This window comes from Variovorax sp. GW822-FHT04A09 (assembly GCF_058801005.1).
Map to the genome: position 1 here is coordinate 787,520 of NZ_JBXAMV010000001.1, position 18,934 is coordinate 806,453.

The 18,934-nt window shown below is 67.7% G+C and carries 16 protein-coding genes; 1 reads left to right on the forward strand and 15 read right to left on the reverse strand.

All coding sequences use genetic code 11. From position 1 onward, the window contains the following. Window positions 1–14: 14 nt before the first annotated feature. From AC1RLW_RS03510 to AC1RLW_RS03540, 7 genes are all read right to left on the reverse strand, one after another. Window positions 15–1,163 carry a PilT/PilU family type 4a pilus ATPase gene (locus tag AC1RLW_RS03510; protein ID WP_062470184.1) on the reverse strand — a complete coding sequence of 383 codons (1,149 nt, stop codon included), beginning with the start codon at window positions 1,161–1,163 and terminating at the stop codon, window positions 15–17. A gap of 88 nt (window positions 1,164–1,251) precedes the next feature. After that, complete coding sequence (gene dapD / locus AC1RLW_RS03515; RefSeq protein WP_095745420.1) at window positions 1,252–2,085, reverse strand: 2,3,4,5-tetrahydropyridine-2,6-dicarboxylate N-succinyltransferase; 834 nt, start codon at window positions 2,083–2,085, stop codon at window positions 1,252–1,254. Window positions 2,086–2,134: 49 nt separating this feature from the next. Next, a complete protein-coding gene (gene dapC / locus AC1RLW_RS03520) occupies window positions 2,135–3,346 on the reverse strand; it encodes a succinyldiaminopimelate transaminase (RefSeq protein WP_070060794.1) in 1,212 nt (403 codons plus the stop codon). Window positions 3,347–3,404: 58 nt separating this feature from the next. Further along, on the reverse strand, window positions 3,405–4,400 hold the full coding sequence (locus AC1RLW_RS03525; RefSeq protein WP_493192226.1) for a DUF3829 domain-containing protein: 996 nt from the start codon (window positions 4,398–4,400) through the stop codon (window positions 3,405–3,407). 119 nt (window positions 4,401–4,519) lie between these two features. Then, the gene (locus AC1RLW_RS03530) at window positions 4,520–5,167 is read right to left on the reverse strand and encodes a LysE family translocator (RefSeq protein ID WP_095745417.1); all 648 of its coding nucleotides are present in this window, start codon (window positions 5,165–5,167) and stop codon (window positions 4,520–4,522) included. A 31-nt stretch (window positions 5,168–5,198) separates the two neighbouring features. Next, entirely contained in the window at window positions 5,199–6,545 is a 1,347-nt protein-coding gene (gene argA, locus AC1RLW_RS03535) for an amino-acid N-acetyltransferase (RefSeq protein WP_062470199.1), read from the reverse strand. Between the two features lie 43 nt (window positions 6,546–6,588). Next, window positions 6,589–8,610 carry an AAA family ATPase gene (locus AC1RLW_RS03540; RefSeq protein ID WP_493192227.1) on the reverse strand — a complete coding sequence of 674 codons (2,022 nt, stop codon included), beginning with the start codon at window positions 8,608–8,610 and terminating at the stop codon, window positions 6,589–6,591. 349 nt (window positions 8,611–8,959) lie between these two features. Between AC1RLW_RS03540 and hrpA the strand changes: the two genes are divergently transcribed. Then, window positions 8,960–12,925, forward strand: coding sequence for an ATP-dependent RNA helicase HrpA (hrpA, locus tag AC1RLW_RS03545; protein ID WP_493192228.1), 3,966 nt, complete (start codon window positions 8,960–8,962; stop codon window positions 12,923–12,925). 47 nt (window positions 12,926–12,972) lie between these two features. Here hrpA and AC1RLW_RS03550 read toward each other — a convergent pair whose 3' ends face one another. From AC1RLW_RS03550 to lptF, 8 genes are all read right to left on the reverse strand, one after another. Beyond that, entirely contained in the window at window positions 12,973–13,131 is a 159-nt protein-coding gene (locus tag AC1RLW_RS03550) for a DUF3309 family protein (RefSeq protein ID WP_070060790.1), read from the reverse strand. A 99-nt stretch (window positions 13,132–13,230) separates the two neighbouring features. Then, window positions 13,231–13,680, reverse strand: coding sequence for a DUF3592 domain-containing protein (locus AC1RLW_RS03555; RefSeq protein WP_159276854.1), 450 nt, complete (start codon window positions 13,678–13,680; stop codon window positions 13,231–13,233). Between the two features lie 11 nt (window positions 13,681–13,691). Further along, window positions 13,692–14,066 carry a rard protein gene (locus AC1RLW_RS03560; RefSeq protein ID WP_493192229.1) on the reverse strand — a complete coding sequence of 125 codons (375 nt, stop codon included), beginning with the start codon at window positions 14,064–14,066 and terminating at the stop codon, window positions 13,692–13,694. 28 nt (window positions 14,067–14,094) lie between these two features. Then, entirely contained in the window at window positions 14,095–15,276 is a 1,182-nt protein-coding gene (locus AC1RLW_RS03565; protein WP_307692884.1) for a pyridoxal phosphate-dependent aminotransferase, read from the reverse strand. A gap of 31 nt (window positions 15,277–15,307) precedes the next feature. Then, window positions 15,308–16,249: a CysB family HTH-type transcriptional regulator gene (locus AC1RLW_RS03570; RefSeq protein WP_062470216.1), complete on the reverse strand. Its 942-nt coding sequence runs from the start codon at window positions 16,247–16,249 to the stop codon at window positions 15,308–15,310. A gap of 63 nt (window positions 16,250–16,312) precedes the next feature. Continuing rightward, complete coding sequence (locus AC1RLW_RS03575; protein ID WP_493192230.1) at window positions 16,313–16,684, reverse strand: sirohydrochlorin chelatase; 372 nt, start codon at window positions 16,682–16,684, stop codon at window positions 16,313–16,315. Then, a complete protein-coding gene (gene lptG, locus AC1RLW_RS03580; protein ID WP_307692882.1) occupies window positions 16,681–17,787 on the reverse strand; it encodes an LPS export ABC transporter permease LptG in 1,107 nt (368 codons plus the stop codon). The genes AC1RLW_RS03575 and lptG overlap by 4 nt, the downstream gene beginning before the upstream one ends. After that, on the reverse strand, window positions 17,784–18,929 hold the full coding sequence (gene lptF, locus AC1RLW_RS03585; RefSeq protein ID WP_062470224.1) for an LPS export ABC transporter permease LptF: 1,146 nt from the start codon (window positions 18,927–18,929) through the stop codon (window positions 17,784–17,786). The genes lptG and lptF overlap by 4 nt, the downstream gene beginning before the upstream one ends. Window positions 18,930–18,934: the final 5 nt, after the last annotated feature.

Below are 18,934 nucleotides of genomic sequence, written 5' to 3' on the forward strand. Positions count from 1 at the left end.
GGATTAAGGGGCGGTCAGAACTTCACGTCTAGCGTGATGTCGGTGAAAGTCGGTTCGTCGAGCTGGTCGGTCAGGTCGCGATCCTCGGCCTGCTTCTTGGGCGCGTCGCGGTTCTGCAGGCGCCACATCAGGTTGGTGGGCGAGTCGGCGTTGGCCAGGCCTTCTTCGCGGGTCACGCGCTCCTCGGTGATGAGGCGGGCGATGTCTTCCTCGAAGGTCTGCGAGCCTTCGGCCATCGACTGCTCCATGGCTTCCTTGACGCCGGAGAAGTCGCCCTTTTCGATCAGGTCGGCCACCAGCGCGGTGTTCAGCATCACTTCGAGCGCGGGCACGCGCCCGCCGGCCGGCGTGCGCAGCAGGCGCTGCGACACCACGGCGCGCAGCGCCGAGCCCAGGTCGCCCAGCAGGGTGGGGCGCACCTCGACCGGGAAGAAGCTCAGGATGCGGTTGAGCGCGCGGTAGCTGTTGTTGGCGTGCAGCGTGGCCACGCACAGGTGGCCCGACTGCGCGTAGGCGATGGCGGCCGTCATGGTGTCGCGGTCGCGGATTTCGCCGATCTGGATCACGTCGGGCGCCTGGCGCAGCGCGTTCTTCAGGGCCACCTGCAGCGAGGTGGTGTCGCTGCCCACGTCGCGCTGGTTCACCAGCGATTTCTTGTTGGTGTAGGTGAACTCGATCGGCTCTTCGACCGTGAGGATGTGGCCGCTGGCGTGCTCGTTGCGGTAGTCGAGCATCGAGGCCAGCGTGGTCGTCTTGCCCGCGCCGGTGGCGCCCACCATCAGGATCAGCCCGCGCTTTTCCATGATGAGCGACTTCAGGATGTCGGGCAGGTTCAGGTCGTCGAAGCTGGGGATGACCGAGGCGATGTGCCGCACCACCACGGCGTAGCTGCCGCGCTGGCGCATGGCGCTGATGCGGTAGTTGCCGGCGCCTTCGAGGGCGACGGCCATGTTGAGTTCGCCCGTGTTTTCCAGTTCCTGGATGCGGGCTTCGGGCACCACTTCCGACAGCAGCGCCAGCGGCGCGGTCGGCGGCAGCACCTGCGCATTGATCGGCAGGCAGTTGCCGTTGATGCGGATCATCACCGGGGAGTGGGCCGAGAGGTAGATGTCGGAGGCCTTGCGCTCGGCCATCAAACGAAGAATCCGTTCCATCATGTTCATCGGTCTCTCTCCTCGGTGCTGTTTTTTCTCAGGGAAGAAGCGAACCGGCCGCGCGCGTTGAAGCAGGCGGCCGGTGGTGGGTGCGTTTTCAGTCGCGCAGCAGGTCGTTCAGGCTGGTCTTCGAACGCGTCTGTGCGTCGACCGTCTTGACGATGACCGCGGCGTAGGTGCTGTAGTCCTGACCCGACTTGGTCTTCTTGGGCAGGCTGCCGCTGATGACCACGCTGCCGGCGGGCACGCGGCCGTACGAGATCTCGCCGGTGTCGCGGTTGAAGATCGGGGTGCTCTGGCCCAGGTACACGCCCATGCCCAGCACCGAGTTCTCTTCGACGATCACGCCTTCGACGACTTCGGAGCGCGCGCCGATGAAGCAGTTGTCTTCGATGATGGTCGGGTTGGCTTGCAGCGGCTCGAGCACGCCGCCCAGGCCCACGCCGCCCGACAGGTGCACGTTGGCACCGACCTGCGCGCACGAACCGACGGTGGCCCAGGTGTCGACCATGGAGCCTTCGCCCACGTAGGCGCCGATGTTCACGTACGAGGGCATCAGGATCGCGCCCTTGGCGATGAAGCTGCCGCGGCGGGCCACGGCCGGCGGCACGATGCGCACGCCCGATTCCTTCAGCTCGGCGGCCGACAGGTGCGAGAACTTGGTCGGCACCTTGTCGTAGAAGCCCAGCGAGCCGGCCTGGATCTGCTCGTTGTCCTTCAGGCGGAACGACAGCAGCACGGCCTTCTTGATCCACTGGTGCACGGTCCACTGGCCCACGCCCTGGCGGGTGGCGACGCGCAGCTTGCCGTTGTTCAGCTCGGTGATCACGTGCTCGACGGCGTCGCGCACTTCGGCGGGGGCGGCGGTGATCGAGATGTTGGCGCGGTCTTCCCACGCGGCGTCGATGATTTGTTGCAGTTGCTGTGTCATGGAGAGAGTCTCGGGTGAAAAAGGGGCAGGGAAGCGGGGCGACAGGGGGTCAGCGGCGGCCGTCTTTGACGAACCGGACGATGCGCTGGGCGGCCTCGACGCACTCGGCCGTTTCGGCCACCAGCGCCATGCGGATGCGACCGCGGCCCGGGTTGGCGCTGTGGTCGGTGTCGCGCGCCAGATAGCTCCCCGGCAGAACCGTGACATTGTATTGAGCGTAGAGCGCGCGGGCGAAGGCTTCGTCGTCGCCAGCCCACACTTCGGGCACGCCGGCCCAGAGGTAGAAGCTGGCGTCGGGCAGGCGCACGTCGAGCACGGGTTCGAGCAGCGGCGTGACGGCCGCGAACTTGGCGCGGTACTGGGCGCGGTTGTCGACCACGTGCGACTCGTCGCCCCAGGCCGCGATGCTGGCGGCGGCCACGGCGCCGCTCATGGCGCTGCCGTGGTAGGTGCGGTAGAGCAGAAAGCCCTTGATGAGCGCCGCATCGCCGGCCACGAAGCCGCTGCGCAGGCCGGGCACGTTGCTGCGCTTCGAAAGCGAGGTGAGCGCGATCAGGTTCTTGAAGTCGGGGCGGCCGAGCTTCATCGAGGCTTCCAGGCCGCTCAGCGGGGGCTCGTCGCGGAAGTAGATCTCGCTGTAGCACTCGTCGGCGGCGATCACGAAGCCGTGGCGGTCGGACAGCGCGAAGAGCTTCTTCCACTCGTCCAGAGACATCACAGCGCCCGTGGGATTGCCCGGCGAGCAGACGAACACGAGCTGGGTGCGGGCCCAGACCTCGTCGGGCACGCTGTCCCAGTCGACGGCGAAGTTGCGCGCGGGCACGCTGGGCACGTAGTACGGCTCGGCGCCCGAGAGCAGGGCCGCGCCCTCGTAGATTTGATAGAACGGGTTGGGCGACATCACCACCGGCTTCGGGTGGGCGCTGGCGTCGACCACGGTCTGGGCGAGCGAGAACAGCGCCTCGCGCGAGCCGTTGACCGGCAGCACCTGGGTGGCCGGGTCGAGCGTCAGGCTGTAGCGGCGATGCAGCCAATGGGTGAAGGCGGTGCGCAGTTTCAGCTCGCCGGCGGTGGCCGGGTAGGCGGCAAGGGCGCCGAGGCCGGCGCTCAGGGCGTCCTTGATGAAGGCCGGCGTGGCGTGCTTGGGCTCGCCGATGCCCAGGCTGATGGGGGCGAATTCGGGGGCGGGCGTGACGCCCGCGAACAGTTGCTTCAGCCGCTCGAACGGGTACGGCTGCAATTTGGCAAGCAAGGGATTCATGCCCCGGATTATCGGCGACGGGCCGGGCGGCCCGCACGCCCCGCGCCCCTTGGCCCGCTCAGCAAAGCGGGCGGTTGAACTGGCCGATCATGTTGGCGAAGTTCTGGTTGTAGCGGTTGGCCGCGTCGACGATGGCCGAGCGGCCCATGCGGGCCATCGCACCGGTTTCCTTGCGCTTGAACACGCCGTCTTTGGCGTCCTTGATCACCGAGCGCGACTGGCCGATGAACTCGTTGATCTGCAGCATGCCGCCGCTGCAGCTCTTGCCGTTCTGGGTCGACTGCTCGCTGGTTTTCTTGCTCCAGCCTGCGGCCGAGTCGGCCACCAGCGCCAGCGAGGCCTCGAAGGCGGCCAGCGCCTGCGGGTCGTTGGGCGCGGCGAACAGCGCCATGGCGTCGGCGTGGTTGAGCTTGCCGTGGTAGATCAGGCCGGCGCGGTAGTAGGCGGCGGTGTCCTTGGGCGCCTTCTCGAAGGCTTCCCTGGTGAGCGCCCGGTCGCGGGCGCTCAGGCCCTTGTCGAAGGCCGCTTCGGCCTGCGCGACGGTGGTGAGCGCGGCCAGGTAGTCGGCGCTCATCTGGCGTGCCTTGTCGCCGTTGTCGGCGAGGTAGCCCTTGGAATTGGCGTAGTCGTTCAGCTCGCGGCTCAGGGGCGACAGCACCTTGAGCGCGGCCGAGAAGGCCTTGGCCGATTCGTCGATCTCAGGCAGGGGCGCGGCGATGGCGGCGGCGGCATCGAGCTTCTTCGCCGAGCGGTCGACCAGGATGTCGTTCTGGATGCGCAGGCTGGTGAGCGGCGCCTTGGCCTGCAGCAGCGGCACTTGGCCGGTCACGTAGCTTTCGCGGGCTTCCTGGAACGAGGTGCGCAGGTTGTTCGAGACATCGACGTAGAGGTTGTACTTCTCGACGAGCTGCTGCTGGTCGTTGCCGGCCTGGGCGGCGGGCTTGGCTTCGGCGGGAGCGGGCGGGGCGGTCTTGTCCGCCTTGTCGCCGCAGCCCGCGACGAGCGCCGAGACGGCGACGAGGGTGGCACCCAGCAGGGCCTGGTAGTTCTTCATTCTTTCATTTCCTCCGTTGAAAAAACAGCACGGGCAGGCCGCGGGATGTCGGCTTGCCGGAAAAACATCGTGGGGAGGAGCGCCGCTGCCTGAGGACAGCGGTCGAGGGGGCGGGATGGTCAGACGGCGGTGGCCGCGCTGCGCCGGTAGAAGGCGAGCGAGCCCGCCAGCGCCAGCAGCATGCCGCCGCAGGCGCGGTCGATCCAGCGCGTGGCCGACACCGTGAGCAGCCGGATGGCGCGGGCGCCGACGAAGGCGTAGGCCAGCATCACCGCCATGTCCAGCCCCGCGAAGATCAGCGCAATGATCAGGTACTGCGGCGCCTGCGCGGCGGCCGGGTCGATGAACTGCGGCAGCAGCGCCGAGCAGAAGATGTAGCCCTTGGGGTTGGTCACCGCCACGAGGAAGGACTTGAAGAAGATGCGCCGGCTTTCGACCGCCGTGACGGTGGCCGCGGCGTCCGCGCTCGGCAGCTGGAAGCCGCCCTGGGAGCGCAGCATGCGCAGCCCGAGCCAGGCCAGGTAGACCGCGCCCACCCACTTGAGCATCGAGAACCAGAACTCCGAAGCCGCCAGCAGCGCGCCCAGGCCGAGCGCCACGGCGCCGACCAGCACGAAGTCGGACAGCACCGCGCCGAGCATGCCCGGCAGCGCCCGTCGCACGCCGTGGCGCGAACCGTTGCTCAGCGCCAGCAGCACCGTGGGGCCGGGCGTGGCGATGGCCGCGAAGGCCACGATGGCGAACAGCAGGGCGGTGGCGAGCGTCATCGGGGCGTCTTTCTTCGGATGGGTTTCTTCTTCAGATCTTCTTGACCAGCACCTGGCTCTTGCGGTCCCAGTTGTACTTGCGCTTGCGCGCCTCGGGCAGCCAGTCGGGGTTGACCTGCTGGAAGCCGCGCTTGAGGAACCAGTGCATCGTGACCGTGGTGAGCACGAAGATGCTCTCCAGGCCCATGGCCTTGGCGCGGTGCTCGATGCGCTTGAGGATGCGTTCGCCGTCGCCCTGCGACTGCGATTGCGGCGACACCGTGAGCGCGGCCATCTCGGCCGTTTTCGCCTCGGGGTACGGGTACAGCGCCGCACAGCCAAAGATCACGCCGTCGTGCTCGATGACCGTGTAGTGGCCCACGTCGCGCTCGATCTCGGTGCGGTCGCGCTTGACCAGCGTGCCGTCGCGCTCGAAGGGCTCGATGAGCTGCAGGATGCCGCCGATGTCGTCCACCGTGGCTTCGCGCAGGCTCTCGAGCTTCTCGTCGATGACCATGGTGCCCACGCCGTCGTGCACGTAGATCTCGAGCAGCAGCGAACCGTCGAGCGCGAACGGCAGGATGTGGTTGCGCTCCACGCCGCCCTTGCAGGCCTTCACGCAGTGCTGCAGGTAGAAGGCGGTGTCGGTCGGCTTCTGCGCGGGCGGCAGCGAGGCCAGCAGCTTTTCGGCAGCGGCCAGCGGCAGCTCGGTGTCGATCGGGTTGTCCTCGCTCTCGGGCAGTTCGCTGTCCACGCGGATGCCCGGCACTTCGGTCAGGAAGATCAGCTTGTCGGCCTGGATCGAGATGGCCACGCTGGTCGCCACTTCTTCCATCGTCAGGTTGAAGGCCTCGCCGGTCGGCGAGAAGCCGAAGGGCGACATCAGCACCATCGCGCCGAAGTCGAGCGTGCGGCGGATGCCGGCCGCGTCCACCTTGCGCACCAGGCCCGAATGCTTGAAGTCCACCCCGTCGACCACGCCCACGGGGCGCGCGGTGATGAAGTTGCCCGAGATCACGCGCACCGTCGAGCCGGCCATGGGCGTGTTGGGCAGGCCCTGGCTGAAGGCGGCCTCGATCTCGTAGCGCAGCTGGCCCGCGGCCTCCTGCGCCGAGTCGAGCGCCACGGCGTCGGTGATGCGGATGCCGTGCGAGTACTTCGCCTCGTGGCCCTTGGCCGCCAGCTGCTCGTTGACCTGCGGGCGGAAGCCGTGCACCAGCACGATCTTGACGCCCATGCTCTGGATCAGGGCCAGGTCTTGCGCGATGTTCTGCAGCTTGCCCGCCGCGATGGCCTCACCCGCGAGCGCGACCACGAAGGTCTTGCCGCGGTGCGTGTGGATGTAGGGCGCGACCGAGCGGAACCACGGCACGAAGGTGAAATTGAAGACGGTGGACATGGGGCGTGATTGTGCATTCTTGGCAAGGTTTTGGTGCAGCGCGTCATGCCAGGGCGCGCAGCAGCCGGCCGGCCCCGGCCGCGGCGGGCGTGCCGCGGGCCTTGAAGGCCTCGAGCTGGTCGGCGTAGGCGTCCAGCGGCTCCACCGTCGCCTCGGCCGCACCCGCCGGCGCGGCCGGTGTCAGCGGCAGGCCGAGCAGAGCGGCGAGCTCGTCCGGCGCGATCGAACCGTGCGCCATCAGCGCATCGACCACCGCCATGAAGGCGCTCGCGTGCGCTTCGAGCAGGCCCAGCGCGCGGGTGTGTTCGCGCGCCAGGATGGCCTCGATCTCGCGGTTGGTGGCGGCCACGTCGGTGTTGAGGTTGTCGTTCGAATCGGTCGTCACGTCGGTGCGGCTCCAGCGGGTGCCGAAGCCCAGGTGGCGCACGTGGCGCGCCGCCGTGGCCGTGGCCTGCGCCAGGTCGCGCTCGGCGCCGGTGGTGCAGCCCGATTCGCCGAACACCAGCCGCTCGGCCGCGCGACCCGCCAGGCTCACGCACACGCTGTCGAGTAGGTTGCGCTTGGACCAGGCCTTGCGCTTCACGTAACTGTTGTAGCCGCCCTCGAACGAGGCGACGTTGATGCGGATCTCTTGTGGCGCGCGGCCGAAGAGCAGGGCGTACACCAGGCCGTGGCCGGCCTCGTGCACCGCGAGCAGCGCACGGAAGTCGGCGTTGGCGCGCTGCTTGAGCCGGTTCAGCTCCAGCGCCACCGGGAACTCGCGCCGTGCCAGCCGGAAGCGCGCGACCAGGCGCGGGCCGCCGGGCGTGACCTCGCCGGGGTCGAGCATCAGCCACACGGGCTCGCTGCCGTGCGCGCCCTGTTCGAGCGCCCACAGCGCAGCGTTGACCAGCGTCGCGCTCAGGATCGCGTGGATCGACGAGAACAGCGGGCGCGTGCCCTGCGCCGGGAACACGGCGTTGGCGTAGATCTGCTCGTACACGCTCGCGTCGAGCACGAAGCGCACGCCCGAGCTTTCCTGGATCTCGCTCACGTAGCGGTCGCAGATCGACAGGATCAGGCGCACGTAGGTGGCGCGGCTGAACGACGGGTAGATCACGTGGTTGTTGCCCAGCCGCGCGACCTGCTCGGGCTTGAAGCGTTCGGCCAGCGCCTTCTTCACATCGATGAGCGAGAGCTTCTTCGTCAGCGCGTGGAAGATGTCGGCGTCGGTGTCGCAGTCTTCCACCCGCTTGGCGGTTTCGGCGTACATCTCGTCGAGGTTGCCCGAGACGAAGACCAGCAGCTTCGAATAGTCGGTTTCCCAGTTGTCCTGCGAGGCGCGGAAGGCACGCAGCCGCGCCTGGATTTCGTCGGGCTTCCAGGTCATGATGTCGAGCAGCGACTCGCGCAGCTTCAGGCAGCGCTTGAACTCCTGCGCTTCCCAGGGCGAGAGCTGCAGGCGGCGCTTGCGCTTGGTCTTGCCAGCCTTGGCGCCGTCGTCCTCTTCGTCTTCATCGTCGTCATCGGTGCGGCGGTCCTGGTCGTACTCGGCCCAGGCCAGCGACGACTCGATCTCGCTGAGCACCGACAGCGACGGCGGCAGGCGGCCGTCCGAGAGCAGCGCCCACACGTCCTGGTAGCGCTCCACGCGCGCTTCCTTGCCGCTGGCGTCCACGGTGCGAAAACGCTGGAACTCGTCGAGCACGAGGATGCCGGGCGCGCCCTCGGCGATGCCCGACTCGGCCAGCATGGCCGAGATCGAGCCGGCAGTGCGGTGGCCCGAGCCGTGGCTGAAGCCGTCCATCTGCACTTCGATGAAGCGGTCGTAGAAGCCCAGGTGCTGCGCCAGGCGCCGCACGAGCTGTGTCTTGCCGGTGCCGGTCAGGCCCCACAGGCAGATGACGACCGGGCGGCTGATGAGCTGCGGCAGCACGTACCAGGCGCGCAGCGAATCGATCACGCGATCGATGATCTCGTCGATGCCGAACAGCTCGGCCTTCAGCGAATGGGCAATGGCCTGCAGGTGGCGCGTGCGCTCGGCCAGCGTGGTGTGCAGGTCACGGGAAATGTCTGGATGCGACATGAGGTTCTTTTTTCTTCGAATGATTCGGGACACGGAAACAGGAATGCGGCCGCTTCTCCACGCGAGATGCGGGGGGGGCGGTGGTGCAGGCGCTGTGCGGGTCAGGCTGGCGCGCTTCAGTCCGTGAAGCGCGAGCACAGGGCGTTCAGTTCCGCGAAGGAAGCTGAAGCCGGCGCGCGGGCTTCGTCAGGCCGGGCGGGTCGCCTTGACCCCGCCGCGTGCAAGGACGCGGCTTGCGCAGCGGATGCGCATCGAAAGGGGGGCAAGGAAGGAGGTCATGGCCGCGATCGTAGCGGCAGCATGCGGTAGAGTAAAGAGTCTTTACGAAATTTTCTGCGCCACCTGCTGCATGCGGCCTCGCTGTGGATGCCATGCAACAGCGCCGGGGCCCCGCGATAATTGGCGGTTTGCCCGCCTGCCGCCGCGCGCAACGACCGACGACTGCCTTGCCTTGACGACCCTCACACCTCCCGCCCCCCTGCGCATCGAGTTTCCCGAATCGCTCCCGGTCTCCGGCCGGCGCGAGGAGATCATGGCCGCCATTGCGGCGCACCAGGTCGTGATCGTCTGCGGCGAAACGGGCTCGGGCAAGACCACGCAGTTGCCGAAGATCGCGCTGGCGCTCGGGCGCGGCAAGCTCAATGCCGAACCCGGCAAGGGCCGCCTCATCGGCCACACGCAGCCGCGACGCATTGCCGCCAGCTCGGTCGCCAAGCGCATCGCCGAAGAATTGAAGACGCCGCTGGGCGACGTGGTCGGCTTCAAGGTGCGTTTTCAAGACCGGCTGAGCCGCGACGCCTCGGTCAAGCTGATGACCGACGGCATCCTGCTGGCCGAGACGCAGACCGATCCGCTGCTCAAGGCCTACGACACGCTCATCATCGACGAGGCCCACGAGCGCTCGCTGAACATCGACTTCCTCTTGGGCTACCTGCGCGAAATTCTTCCGCGCCGGCCCGACCTGAAGGTGATCGTCACCTCGGCCACCATCGATGCCGACCGCTTCGCGCAGCACTTCGCCTCGGCCAAAGGCCCCGCGCCGACGATCATGGTGTCGGGCCGCACCTTCCCGGTCGAGCAGCGCTACCGCCCGTTCGAGGAGTCGCGCGAGCACGACCTGAACGACGCCATTGCCGACGCGGTCGACGAACTCTGGCGCGACCCGCACAACGCAGGCGACATCCTGATCTTCCTGCCCGGCGAGCGCGAAATCCGCGAGGCGGCCGACCACCTGCGCCGCCACGTCAGCCACCAGCCGCTGTTCCGCAATGCCGAGGTGCTGCCGCTGTTCGCGCGGCTCTCGGGCCCCGAGCAGGACCGCATCTTCGAAAGCCACCACGGCCGTCGCATCGTGCTGGCCACCAACGTGGCCGAGACCTCGCTCACCGTGCCGGGCATCCGCTACGTGATCGACACCGGCACGGCGCGCGTGAAGCGCTACAGCTTCCGCAGCAAGGTCGAGCAGTTGCTGGTCGAGCCGATCAGCCAGGCGGCGGCCAACCAGCGCGCCGGCCGATGCGGTCGTGTGGCGAACGGCATCTGCATCCGCCTGTACGACGAGAAGGACTTTGCGGGCCGCTCGCGCTTCACCGATCCGGAAATCTTGCGTTCGTCGCTCGCGGGCGTGATCCTGCGCATGAAGTCGCTGCGACTGGGCGACGTGGCGCGTTTCCCGTTCCTCGAAGCGCCATCGCCGCGCGCCATTGCCGACGGCTACCAGTTGCTGAACGAGCTGGGCGCGGTCGACGACGCCAACGAGCTCACGGCCACCGGCGCCGAGCTGGCCAAGCTGCCGCTCGATCCGCGCGTGGGCCGCATGATTCTCGAAGCCCGCACTCGCGGCGCGCTCGAAGAAGTGCTCATCATCGCCTCCGCGCTCAGCGTGCAGGACGTGCGCGACCGGCCGATGGACGCGCAGCAGCAGGCCGACCAGGCGCATTCGAAATTCGACGACGAGAAGAGCGAGTTCAGCGGCTACCTGCGGCTGTGGAAGTGGATCGCCGATGCGCGCGGCGGCCACGGCGACACGCACAAGCTCAGCAACCGCCAGTACGAGCAGCTGCTGCGCCAGAACTTCATCAACATCCGCCGCGTGCGCGAATGGCGCGACATCCATTCGCAGCTGCTCACGGTGGTCACCGAGCACAAGTGGCGCATCAACGCCACGCCGGCCGGCTACGAGCCGCTGCACCTGTCGATGCTCGCGGGCCTGCTGGGCAACGTGGGCTGGAAGCTCGAGGACGACGAGGCCTACCTCGGCGCGCGCGGCATCAAGTTCTACAAGCACCCCGGCGCGCACCTGAAGAAGAAGCCGGGGCGCTGGATCGTCGCGGCTGAACTGGTCGAGACCACGCGCCTGTTCGGGCGCGGCATCGCCAACATCGAGCCGCAGTGGCTCGAGCAGGTGGCGGAGCATCTGCTGAAGAAACAGCTGCTCGATCCGCACTGGGAGAAGAAGGGCGCGCAGGTCTCTGCGCTGGAGCGCGCGACGCTGTACGGCCTCGTGGTCTACAGCGGGCGGCGCGTCGATTTCACCAAGGTCGATCCGGTGTCGGCGCGCGAGATCTTCATCCGCGAAGCGCTGGTCGGAGGTCAGTGGGAAAGCAAGTTCCCGTTCCTCACGGCCAACCGCAAGCTGGTGCGCGAGGTCGAAGGCCTGGAGCACAAGGCGCGCCGGCAGGACGTGCTGGTCGACGACGAACTGATCTTCGCCTTCTACGACGCGCAGCTGCCACCCGACGTGGCCAGCGGCATCACCTTCGAGAACTGGTACCGCCATGCCTCGAAAGACCAGCCGCGCCTGCTGTACCTCACGCGCGACGAGCTCATGCGCCACCAGGCGGCCGGCATCACGACGCAGTCGTTCCCGCCCACGCTGCGCCTGGGCGGCGTCGATTGCGCCGCGAACTACCTGCACGAGCCGGGCGATGCGAAGGACGGCCTCACGGTCAGCGTGCCGCTGTTCGTGCTCAACCAGGTGAACGAAGAGCGCTGCGAGTGGCTGGTGACCGGCATGCTCAAGGACAAGATCCAGGCGCTGCTCAAGAGCCTGCCGCAGCGCCCGCGCTCGCGGCTGGTGCCGCTGCCCGAGTCGGCCACCAAGCTGGCGGAGGAGCTGTCGGCGCCCGAACTGTTCGGCACTGGCTCGCTCACCGACGTGCTGCTCAAGCGCGTGCGCGACCTGACCAGCATCGACGTGAAGCGCGCCGACTTCAAGCTCGACATGCTGGCGCCGCACCTGTTCATGAACCTGCGCATCGTCGACGAGCACGGCCGCCAGCTGGGCATGGGCCGCAACCTCGGCGCGCTGAAGGCGGAGCTGGGCGCGCAGGCGCGCGGCGCGTTCCAGGCGCTCGCGGGGCTCAACGTGAAGGCGTCGCCGGCGCCCAAGGCCGCGCCTGCGAACGGGGGCCAGGCCCCGGCGAAGAGCGCCGCGCCCGAGAAGGCCGCCCCCACGCTGCCCGCCGGCCAGCGCTACACGAGCTGGACCTTCGGCGAGCTGCCCGAGCTGATGGAAGTGCGGCGCGGTTCGCAGTCGCTCATCGGCTTCCCGGCGCTGCGCGACGAAGGCGATGCCGTGACCATCGAGGTGTTCGACGAGCCCGCCGTGGCCGCCGCCAAGCACCGCGCCGGCCTGCGCCGCCTGTTCGCGCTGCAGCTGAAGGACGCGCTCAAGTACCTCGAGAAGAACATCCCCGACCTGCAGAAGATGTCGGTTGCCTACATGCCACTGGGCACGTCGGAAGAGCTGCGCACGCAGATCATCGACGTGGCGATCGACCGCGCATTCCTGCAGGAGCCGCTGCCCACCGACGAGTTCGCCTTCAAGAAGCGGCTCGAAGAAGGGCGCGGGCGGCTCACGCTGATCGCCAACGAAGTGGCGCGGCTCGCAGGCGTCATCCTCGTGGAGTACGCAGCCGCCGCACGCAAGATCAAGGACACGAAGGTCCAGCCCGAGGCGGTGCAGGACGCGGCGCAGCAGCTGCAGAAGCTCGTGGGCAAGCGCTTCATCGCCGACGCGCCGTGGACGCAGTTGCAGCACTTCGCGCGCTACCTCAAGGCCATCGTGCTGCGCCTGGACAAGCTGCGCGCCGACCCCGCGCGCGACACGGCCAAGCTGGCCGAGCTGAAGCCGCAGGAGCAGCGCTACTGGCGCCTCGTGGCCGAGCGCAAGGGCGTGGTGGACGAGCGCATGCTCGAGTTCCGCTGGCTGCTCGAGGAGCTGCGCGTGAGCTTCTTCGCGCAGGAGCTGCGCACGCCGCAGCCGGTGAGCGTGAAGCGGCTGGACAAGGCCTGGGCGCAGCTTCAGGCGTAAAAAAAAAGCCCGCGGCGACGCGGGCTTTTTTTGTGATGGCGCGGGCGCTATATGCGGCCCATGAGCACGAGGATCACCAGGATCAGCACCACGAGCCCGAGGCCGCCGCTGGGCCCGTAGCCCCAGGACCGGCTGTAACCCCAGCTCGGCAGCGCGCCGATCAGCAGCAGGATCAGGACGATCAGCAGAATGAACGAGAGGGACATGTTTTTTCTCCTGGGACGTTGTTGTCACGAGCCTCCATGCTCATCGTCCCGGGGCGCCACGAGCGCCGGAGAGCCGCCCCTGACGCGGTCAGGGCTGTCCTACCGTGGGCGTCGGCGCTTTACCGGTGCGCCTGCCAGCAGGAAGTGCATGGCCACGCCCACCGCCAGGAAGATGGCGCCCAGCCCACCGACGATGGCGGCGCCGCCCCACAGGTCGAAGAAGCCGTCGAGCCGGGCGTCCTGCGGGTTCGCGGGGTTGAAGAACACGCCCACGACTTCGCCCTTGTCGTAGGCCGGCGGGTTGCTGCTGCTCGACGGCGAGAACTCGACGATCGCGCCCGAGGGCAGGGTGAAGCGCACCAGCGGGCGCCACGTCGGCGAATTGCTGCGGCTCGAACTTCCCGCGGACTGCAGCGCGATCACCTCGCCCTGCGCCTTGCCGGCCGATGCGATGAATTTCGTGGTGTTCTGGTAGAGCAGCCAGCCGCCGACGAGCATGAGCGCGCCGACGAGCGTGAAGATGCGCGTGATGAGGCGGGTGGGGTTCATTCGGACGGCTTTCAGTTGCGCATCCACTCGACCGACAGGGTGCCCACCGCGGCCAGAACGAGGCTCGACACCAGGAAGGCCGCGGCCCCCAGCGTGGCCAGCAAGGCCCGTCGCCAGGGGCGCGTGCGAAAGAGATAGACCGGAATGCCCAGCAGCGGAAAGATGCCCGCGAGCAGCGCCGAGCGACCAGGCGCGGGCACGCCGCGCGCGAGGCCGTCGGCCCGGCACCACGTGTAGCACAGCGCCGAGATGAGGAACACGTGCGCCACGTCCAGCGCGGTGTAGTCCTTGCCGCGCAGCGGCGGCAGGAACGCGTCGGCGATGCCCACCACGAGGAACGACAGGGCCAGGGTCAGCAGGATCCAGCGCGGCCGGTTCATCGTCATCGCTGCACCCGGAGCGTGGCCGCCGGCGTCAGAGCTTCGCGAGGCGGTCGAGCGCGGCGAGCAGCGTCTCGTCCTTCTTGGCGAAGCAGAAGCGCACCACGCGCTGGTCGAAGCCGTCGCCGTAGAAGGCCGACAGCGGGATCGCCGCCACGCCGATCTCGCGCGTGAGCCAGAGGCAGAAGTCGGCCTCCGACAGGTCGCTCACGGCCGAGATGTCCACGCACTGGAAGTAGCTGCCTTCGCTGCGCAGCAGCTTGAAGCGGGTCTTCTCGGCCAGGCCGGCCGCGAACAGGTCGCGCTTGCGCTGATAGAAGGCCGGCAGCTCCAGGTAGGGCTCGGGCCGCGCCATGTACTGCGCCAGCGCGTGCTGCATCGGCGTGTTCACGGTGAACACGTTGAACTGGTGCACCTTGCGGAACTCGGCCATCAGCGGCGCGGGCGCAGCCACGAAGCCGACCTTCCAGCCGGTGACGTGGTAGGTCTTGCCGAAGCTGCTGACGATGAAGCTGCGCGCCGCCAGGCCGGGGAAGCGCGCCACGCTTTCATGGCGCGCGTCGTCGAACACCATGTGCTCGTAGACCTCGTCGCTGATCACGAACACGTCGGTGGGCGCGAGCAGGTCTTCGAGCTGGCGCATCTCGGCCTCGGTCCAGACCGTGGCGCTCGGGTTGTGCGGCGTGTTGATGATGATCGCGCGCGTCTTCGGCGTGAGCGCGGCGGCGATCTTGTCGAAGTCGGGGCGGAAGGTGCCGGGCACGAGCGGCACGCGCACGACCTTGCCGCCGGCCAGGTCGATGTTGGGCACGTAGCTGTCGTAGCAGGGCTCCAGCACGATCACTTCGTCGCCGGGGCGCACGATGGCCAGGATGGCCGTGATGATGGCCTGCGTGGCACCGGCCGTGACCGTGATCTCGGTCGCGGCGCTGTAGTTGCGGCCGTAGAGCGCCTCGATCTTGGCGGCGATGGCGTCGCGCAGCGACGGAATGCCCGGCATCGGCGGGTACTGGTTGTGGCCGGCCGCCATGGCGGCGGTCACGTCTTCGAGCAGCTTCGGATCGCAGTGGAAATCGGGGAAGCCCTGGCCGAGGTTCACGGCATTCTTCTCGGCCGCGAGCGTGGACATCACGGTGAAGATGGTGGTGCCGACAGCCGGCAGCTTGGTGGTGATCTCGGGCGTGCGGGGAGAAGACGAAGGGGTGGCGGTGCTCATGGTCGGTCGTCGCGGGGAAAGATGCAAAGGATCAGAGTTCGTAGTCTTGTTGATGGCCGCTCAGGGCCTTCGCGATCAGGTTGCGGTCGAGGCGGTCGGAGAGCAGCTCGGCGAACTTGAAGACGAAGTTGCGCAGGTAGGCGCTGCGCTTGAAGGCGACGCGCGCGATGTTCTGGCCGAACACATGGCCCATCGGGCGCACCACGAGGTCGGCGTTCGACTCGTCGCGCACGGCCATCTCGGCCACGATGCCGACGCCCAGGCCCAGGCGCACGTAGGTCTTGATCACGTCGGAGTCGATGGCCTCGAGCGCGATGCGCGGCGTGAGCTTCTTCTGGGCGAAGGCGTGGTCGATGCGCGTACGGCCGGTGAACGACGGGTGGTACGTGATGATCGGCTCGCTCGCGAGGTCTTCGAGCGACACGCGCTCCTTGGCCGCCAGCGGATGGTCCTTGGGCAGCACCAGCACGTGCTGCCACTCGTAGCAGGGCAGCGTGACCAGCTCGGCATAGCCGTCGAGCGATTCGGTGGCGATGCCGATCTCGGCGATCTCGTCGATCACCATGCGCGCCACCTGGTCGGGCGAGCCCTGGTGCAGGCTCACGTTGACCTTCGGGTAGGCCTCGCGCAGGTTGGCCACGGGCACCGGCAGCACGTAGCGCGCCTGCGTGTGGGTGGTGGCGATGGAAAGGGTGCCGCTGTCCTGTGCGCTGAACTGTTCGCCGATGCGCTTGAGGTTACCGACCTCGCGCATGATGAGTTCGATGCTGGCGATGACGTGCTGGCCGGGTTCGGTGATGCGCTTCAGGCGCTTGCCGTGGCGGGCGAAGATCTCGACGCCGAGCTCTTCCTCGAGTTCGATGATCGCCTTGGAGACGCCGGGCTGCGAGGTGTGGAGCGCCTTGGCCGCCTCGGTGAGGTTCAGGTTGCGCCGCACGGCTTCCTGAACAAACTTGAACTGGTGCAGATTCATATCAAATTCCGTCTTATTGCGGAATTCATTATGCCTTTGAAGTCTATAAAAATGACCGGGACTTCAGGATTTGATGGCAATCCGGGCCAGCAAAGCGACCAGTTCGGGCGATTCGCCCACGATCGGGGCCAGCGAGAACGTCACGGCGGGCCAGCGCTGGCGCAGGGCGTCGAGTTGCAGCGGCAGGTCTTCGCGGGCGTGTTTGCCCATGCCCAGGAAGAGCGGCACCACATGCACCGCGGTGGCGCCGTCGGCGATCAGCGCGGCAGCGGCCGTGGGCAGGTCGGGCGCGGCCAGTTCCATGTAGGCGCAACTGACCCGCACCGTGGGGTCATCTTCGCGCATGCGGGCGGCCACCGCCTCGATGGGCTCGCGCCAGCGCGCGTCGCGCGAGCCGTGCGCGAGCAGCACCGTGCCCGGCACCTGCGTGGTCATCGCCTCAGGACCAGCCAGCTGAAGGCTGTGAGAGACAGCACCGAATAGATCAGCCCCGGGGCCGCCGCCGTGAGCCAGGGCGACCAGTTGCTCAGGTTGCCGAGGTAGCCGAACACGTTGTTCAGCAGGAAGAAGCTGATGCCGATCATCACGCCGCCGAACACGTAGGTCGTGATGCCGGCCTGGCGGAAGTGCAGGTAGGCGAAGGGCAGGGCGAGCACGACCATCACCAGGCACGACAGCGGGTAGAACACTTTGCGCCAGAACTCGATTTCGTAGCGCTGCGCGGTCTGGCCGTTGGCGTTCAGGTGCCGGATGTAGTCGAACAGGTCGATGGTGCTCATGCGGTCGGGCCGCAGCAGCGCGACCGAGACCATTTCGGCGGTGAGCGAGGTGGGCCAGTCCATCTTCTCGACATGGGTGGTCGTGATGCGGGCCTTGTCGGCGCTGCGGGTTTCGTAGTCCTGCTGCTCGACCTCGGAGAGCACCCACTTCTCGTCGAGGATGCGGGCCGACTTGGCCATGAGCTGCTTGCTCACGTAGCCGTTGCCGTCGAACTCGAAGATGCGCGTGTTCTGCAGCGAGCCGTCGCGCGAAATCGACAGCACATTGACCGCATACGACGTGTCGCCGCGCTTTTCCTTCAGCCAGGCGCCGGTGTTGCCCACCAGCGAGTAGGTGCCCTGGTAGCGCGACTTGAGCAGCTGGCCGGTGCGTCCCGACAGCGGCGCGATGTAGTCGCCGATGGCAAAGGTGAGCACCACGAAGCCCAGCCCCAGCAGCAGCAGCGTGCGCAGCGCACGCCACGGGCCCAGGCCGCTGGTGCGCAGGATGGTGTATTCGGAGCTTTGCGCCAGCCGCGCCATCACGAAGATGCAGCCGATCAGCACCGTGATCGGCAGCAGTTCGTACAGGTGGCTGGGCACCAGCAGCAGCACGTAGATCAGCGCCTGCACCGGGCCATAGGCCAGGCTTTCGGGCTTGCCCACGGACTGCAGCTCGTCGACGAAGTCGAAGAAGAAGAACAGGCTCAGAAAGCCGAGCGTCACGAAGGCCACAGCCTTCAGTGCCTCGACGTAGATCAGTCGGCGGATGGTTTTCACGAGGTCGGGTCGATCCGGGAAGGCGGTACGGCCGGCAGGGCGCCGGCCGTGGCGGCGCTGGCGCGGGCCTGGCGGCGCGCCGACCAGTTGTTGTTGCGCAGCGTGAGCCAGGCCGTGGCGAACAGGAACACGCCGCCGTGCAGCAGCAGCATGAAGGAGCCCATGCCGTAGCGGCCCGAGCTGATCCAGCTCTGGCCCAGGTTCAGCAGGTTGTAGTAGACGACGAAGGCGAACAGCGCAAACACCAGGTTGCCGCTGCGCCCCACGCGCGGGTTGACGCTCGACACCGTCAGCGCCAGCAGCACGAAGTTGATGGCGGCCAAGAGCATGCCGAAGCGCCAGCCCAGCTCGCCCAGGCTGGCATCGCTGCGGTCGCGCAGCAGCGAGAGCGTGGAGCGCGCGCGCGTGGGCGTGCTGTCGCCGGTGGCGTTCGAGCTGCCGCCGGCGCGCGTGCCGTAGGTCTTGAACTCGCTGATCTTCAGGCCCGATTCCGTGAACAACGGGCGCTCCAGGCGCTGGCCGTTGCTCAGCAGCAGGAAGCGGTGGTTGTCGATGTCCTCGATGCGGCCGCTGCGCGCCGAGGTGGTGATCTGCAGGCCGCGCTCGACGGCCCAGATGAACACATTGGTGGCGGTGGCGCCGTCGGGCGTGTCCTTGTCGATGAAGAACACGCGCAGCCGGCCCGAGGACTCGCGGAATTCACCCGGCGTGACGCGCTCGATGTCGCTGCGCTGCTCGTACTGCTGGCGCATGCCGATGGTCTGCGAGTTGGCCCAGGGCCAGCCCACCAGCGCCATGGCCGCGATGAGCAGCAGCACCGGCCAGGCGAAGCGGAACAGCGGCTGGACGAAATCGGCCAGGCCGCGCCCGCTGGAGAACCAGATCACCATTTCGCTGTCGCGGTACATGCGCGAGAGCGTGCCGACGATGGCGATGAACAGGCTCAGGCTCAGGATGGTCGGCATGTAGCCGAGCACCGTGTACGCCATCACGAGGAAGACCTCCTGCGGGTTCACGCTGCCCTTGGACGCCAGCCCGAGCGTACGGATGAGCATCATGGTCATCACGATGGTGACCAGGACGACGAGGGTCGCTCCGAAGCTGCGCGACAGCTCCTTGCGTAGGGAAGAATGGAATAACATCGTTC

What these genes read in the sequence shown, in the direction of transcription:
- AC1RLW_RS03510 (WP_062470184.1), bottom strand. Translation starts at nt 1,163, where the DNA reads ATGAACATGATGGAACGGATTCTTCGTTTGATGGCCGAGCGCAAGGCC.
- dapD (WP_095745420.1), bottom strand. Translation starts at nt 2,085, where the DNA reads ATGACACAGCAACTGCAACAAATCATCGACGCCGCGTGGGAAGACCGC.
- dapC (WP_070060794.1), bottom strand. Translation starts at nt 3,346, where the DNA reads ATGAATCCCTTGCTTGCCAAATTGCAGCCGTACCCGTTCGAGCGGCTG.
- AC1RLW_RS03525 (WP_493192226.1), bottom strand. Translation starts at nt 4,400, where the DNA reads ATGAAGAACTACCAGGCCCTGCTGGGTGCCACCCTCGTCGCCGTCTCG.
- AC1RLW_RS03530 (WP_095745417.1), bottom strand. Translation starts at nt 5,167, where the DNA reads ATGACGCTCGCCACCGCCCTGCTGTTCGCCATCGTGGCCTTCGCGGCC.
- argA (WP_062470199.1), bottom strand. Translation starts at nt 6,545, where the DNA reads ATGTCCACCGTCTTCAATTTCACCTTCGTGCCGTGGTTCCGCTCGGTC.
- AC1RLW_RS03540 (WP_493192227.1), bottom strand. Translation starts at nt 8,610, where the DNA reads ATGTCGCATCCAGACATTTCCCGTGACCTGCACACCACGCTGGCCGAG.
- hrpA (WP_493192228.1), top strand. Translation starts at nt 8,960, where the DNA reads ATGCGGCCTCGCTGTGGATGCCATGCAACAGCGCCGGGGCCCCGCGAT.
- AC1RLW_RS03550 (WP_070060790.1), bottom strand. Translation starts at nt 13,131, where the DNA reads ATGTCCCTCTCGTTCATTCTGCTGATCGTCCTGATCCTGCTGCTGATC.
- AC1RLW_RS03555 (WP_159276854.1), bottom strand. Translation starts at nt 13,680, where the DNA reads ATGAACCCCACCCGCCTCATCACGCGCATCTTCACGCTCGTCGGCGCG.
- AC1RLW_RS03560 (WP_493192229.1), bottom strand. Translation starts at nt 14,066, where the DNA reads ATGACGATGAACCGGCCGCGCTGGATCCTGCTGACCCTGGCCCTGTCG.
- AC1RLW_RS03565 (WP_307692884.1), bottom strand. Translation starts at nt 15,276, where the DNA reads ATGAGCACCGCCACCCCTTCGTCTTCTCCCCGCACGCCCGAGATCACC.
- AC1RLW_RS03570 (WP_062470216.1), bottom strand. Translation starts at nt 16,249, where the DNA reads ATGAATCTGCACCAGTTCAAGTTTGTTCAGGAAGCCGTGCGGCGCAAC.
- AC1RLW_RS03575 (WP_493192230.1), bottom strand. Translation starts at nt 16,684, where the DNA reads ATGACCACGCAGGTGCCGGGCACGGTGCTGCTCGCGCACGGCTCGCGC.
- lptF (WP_062470224.1), bottom strand. Translation starts at nt 18,929, where the DNA reads ATGTTATTCCATTCTTCCCTACGCAAGGAGCTGTCGCGCAGCTTCGGA.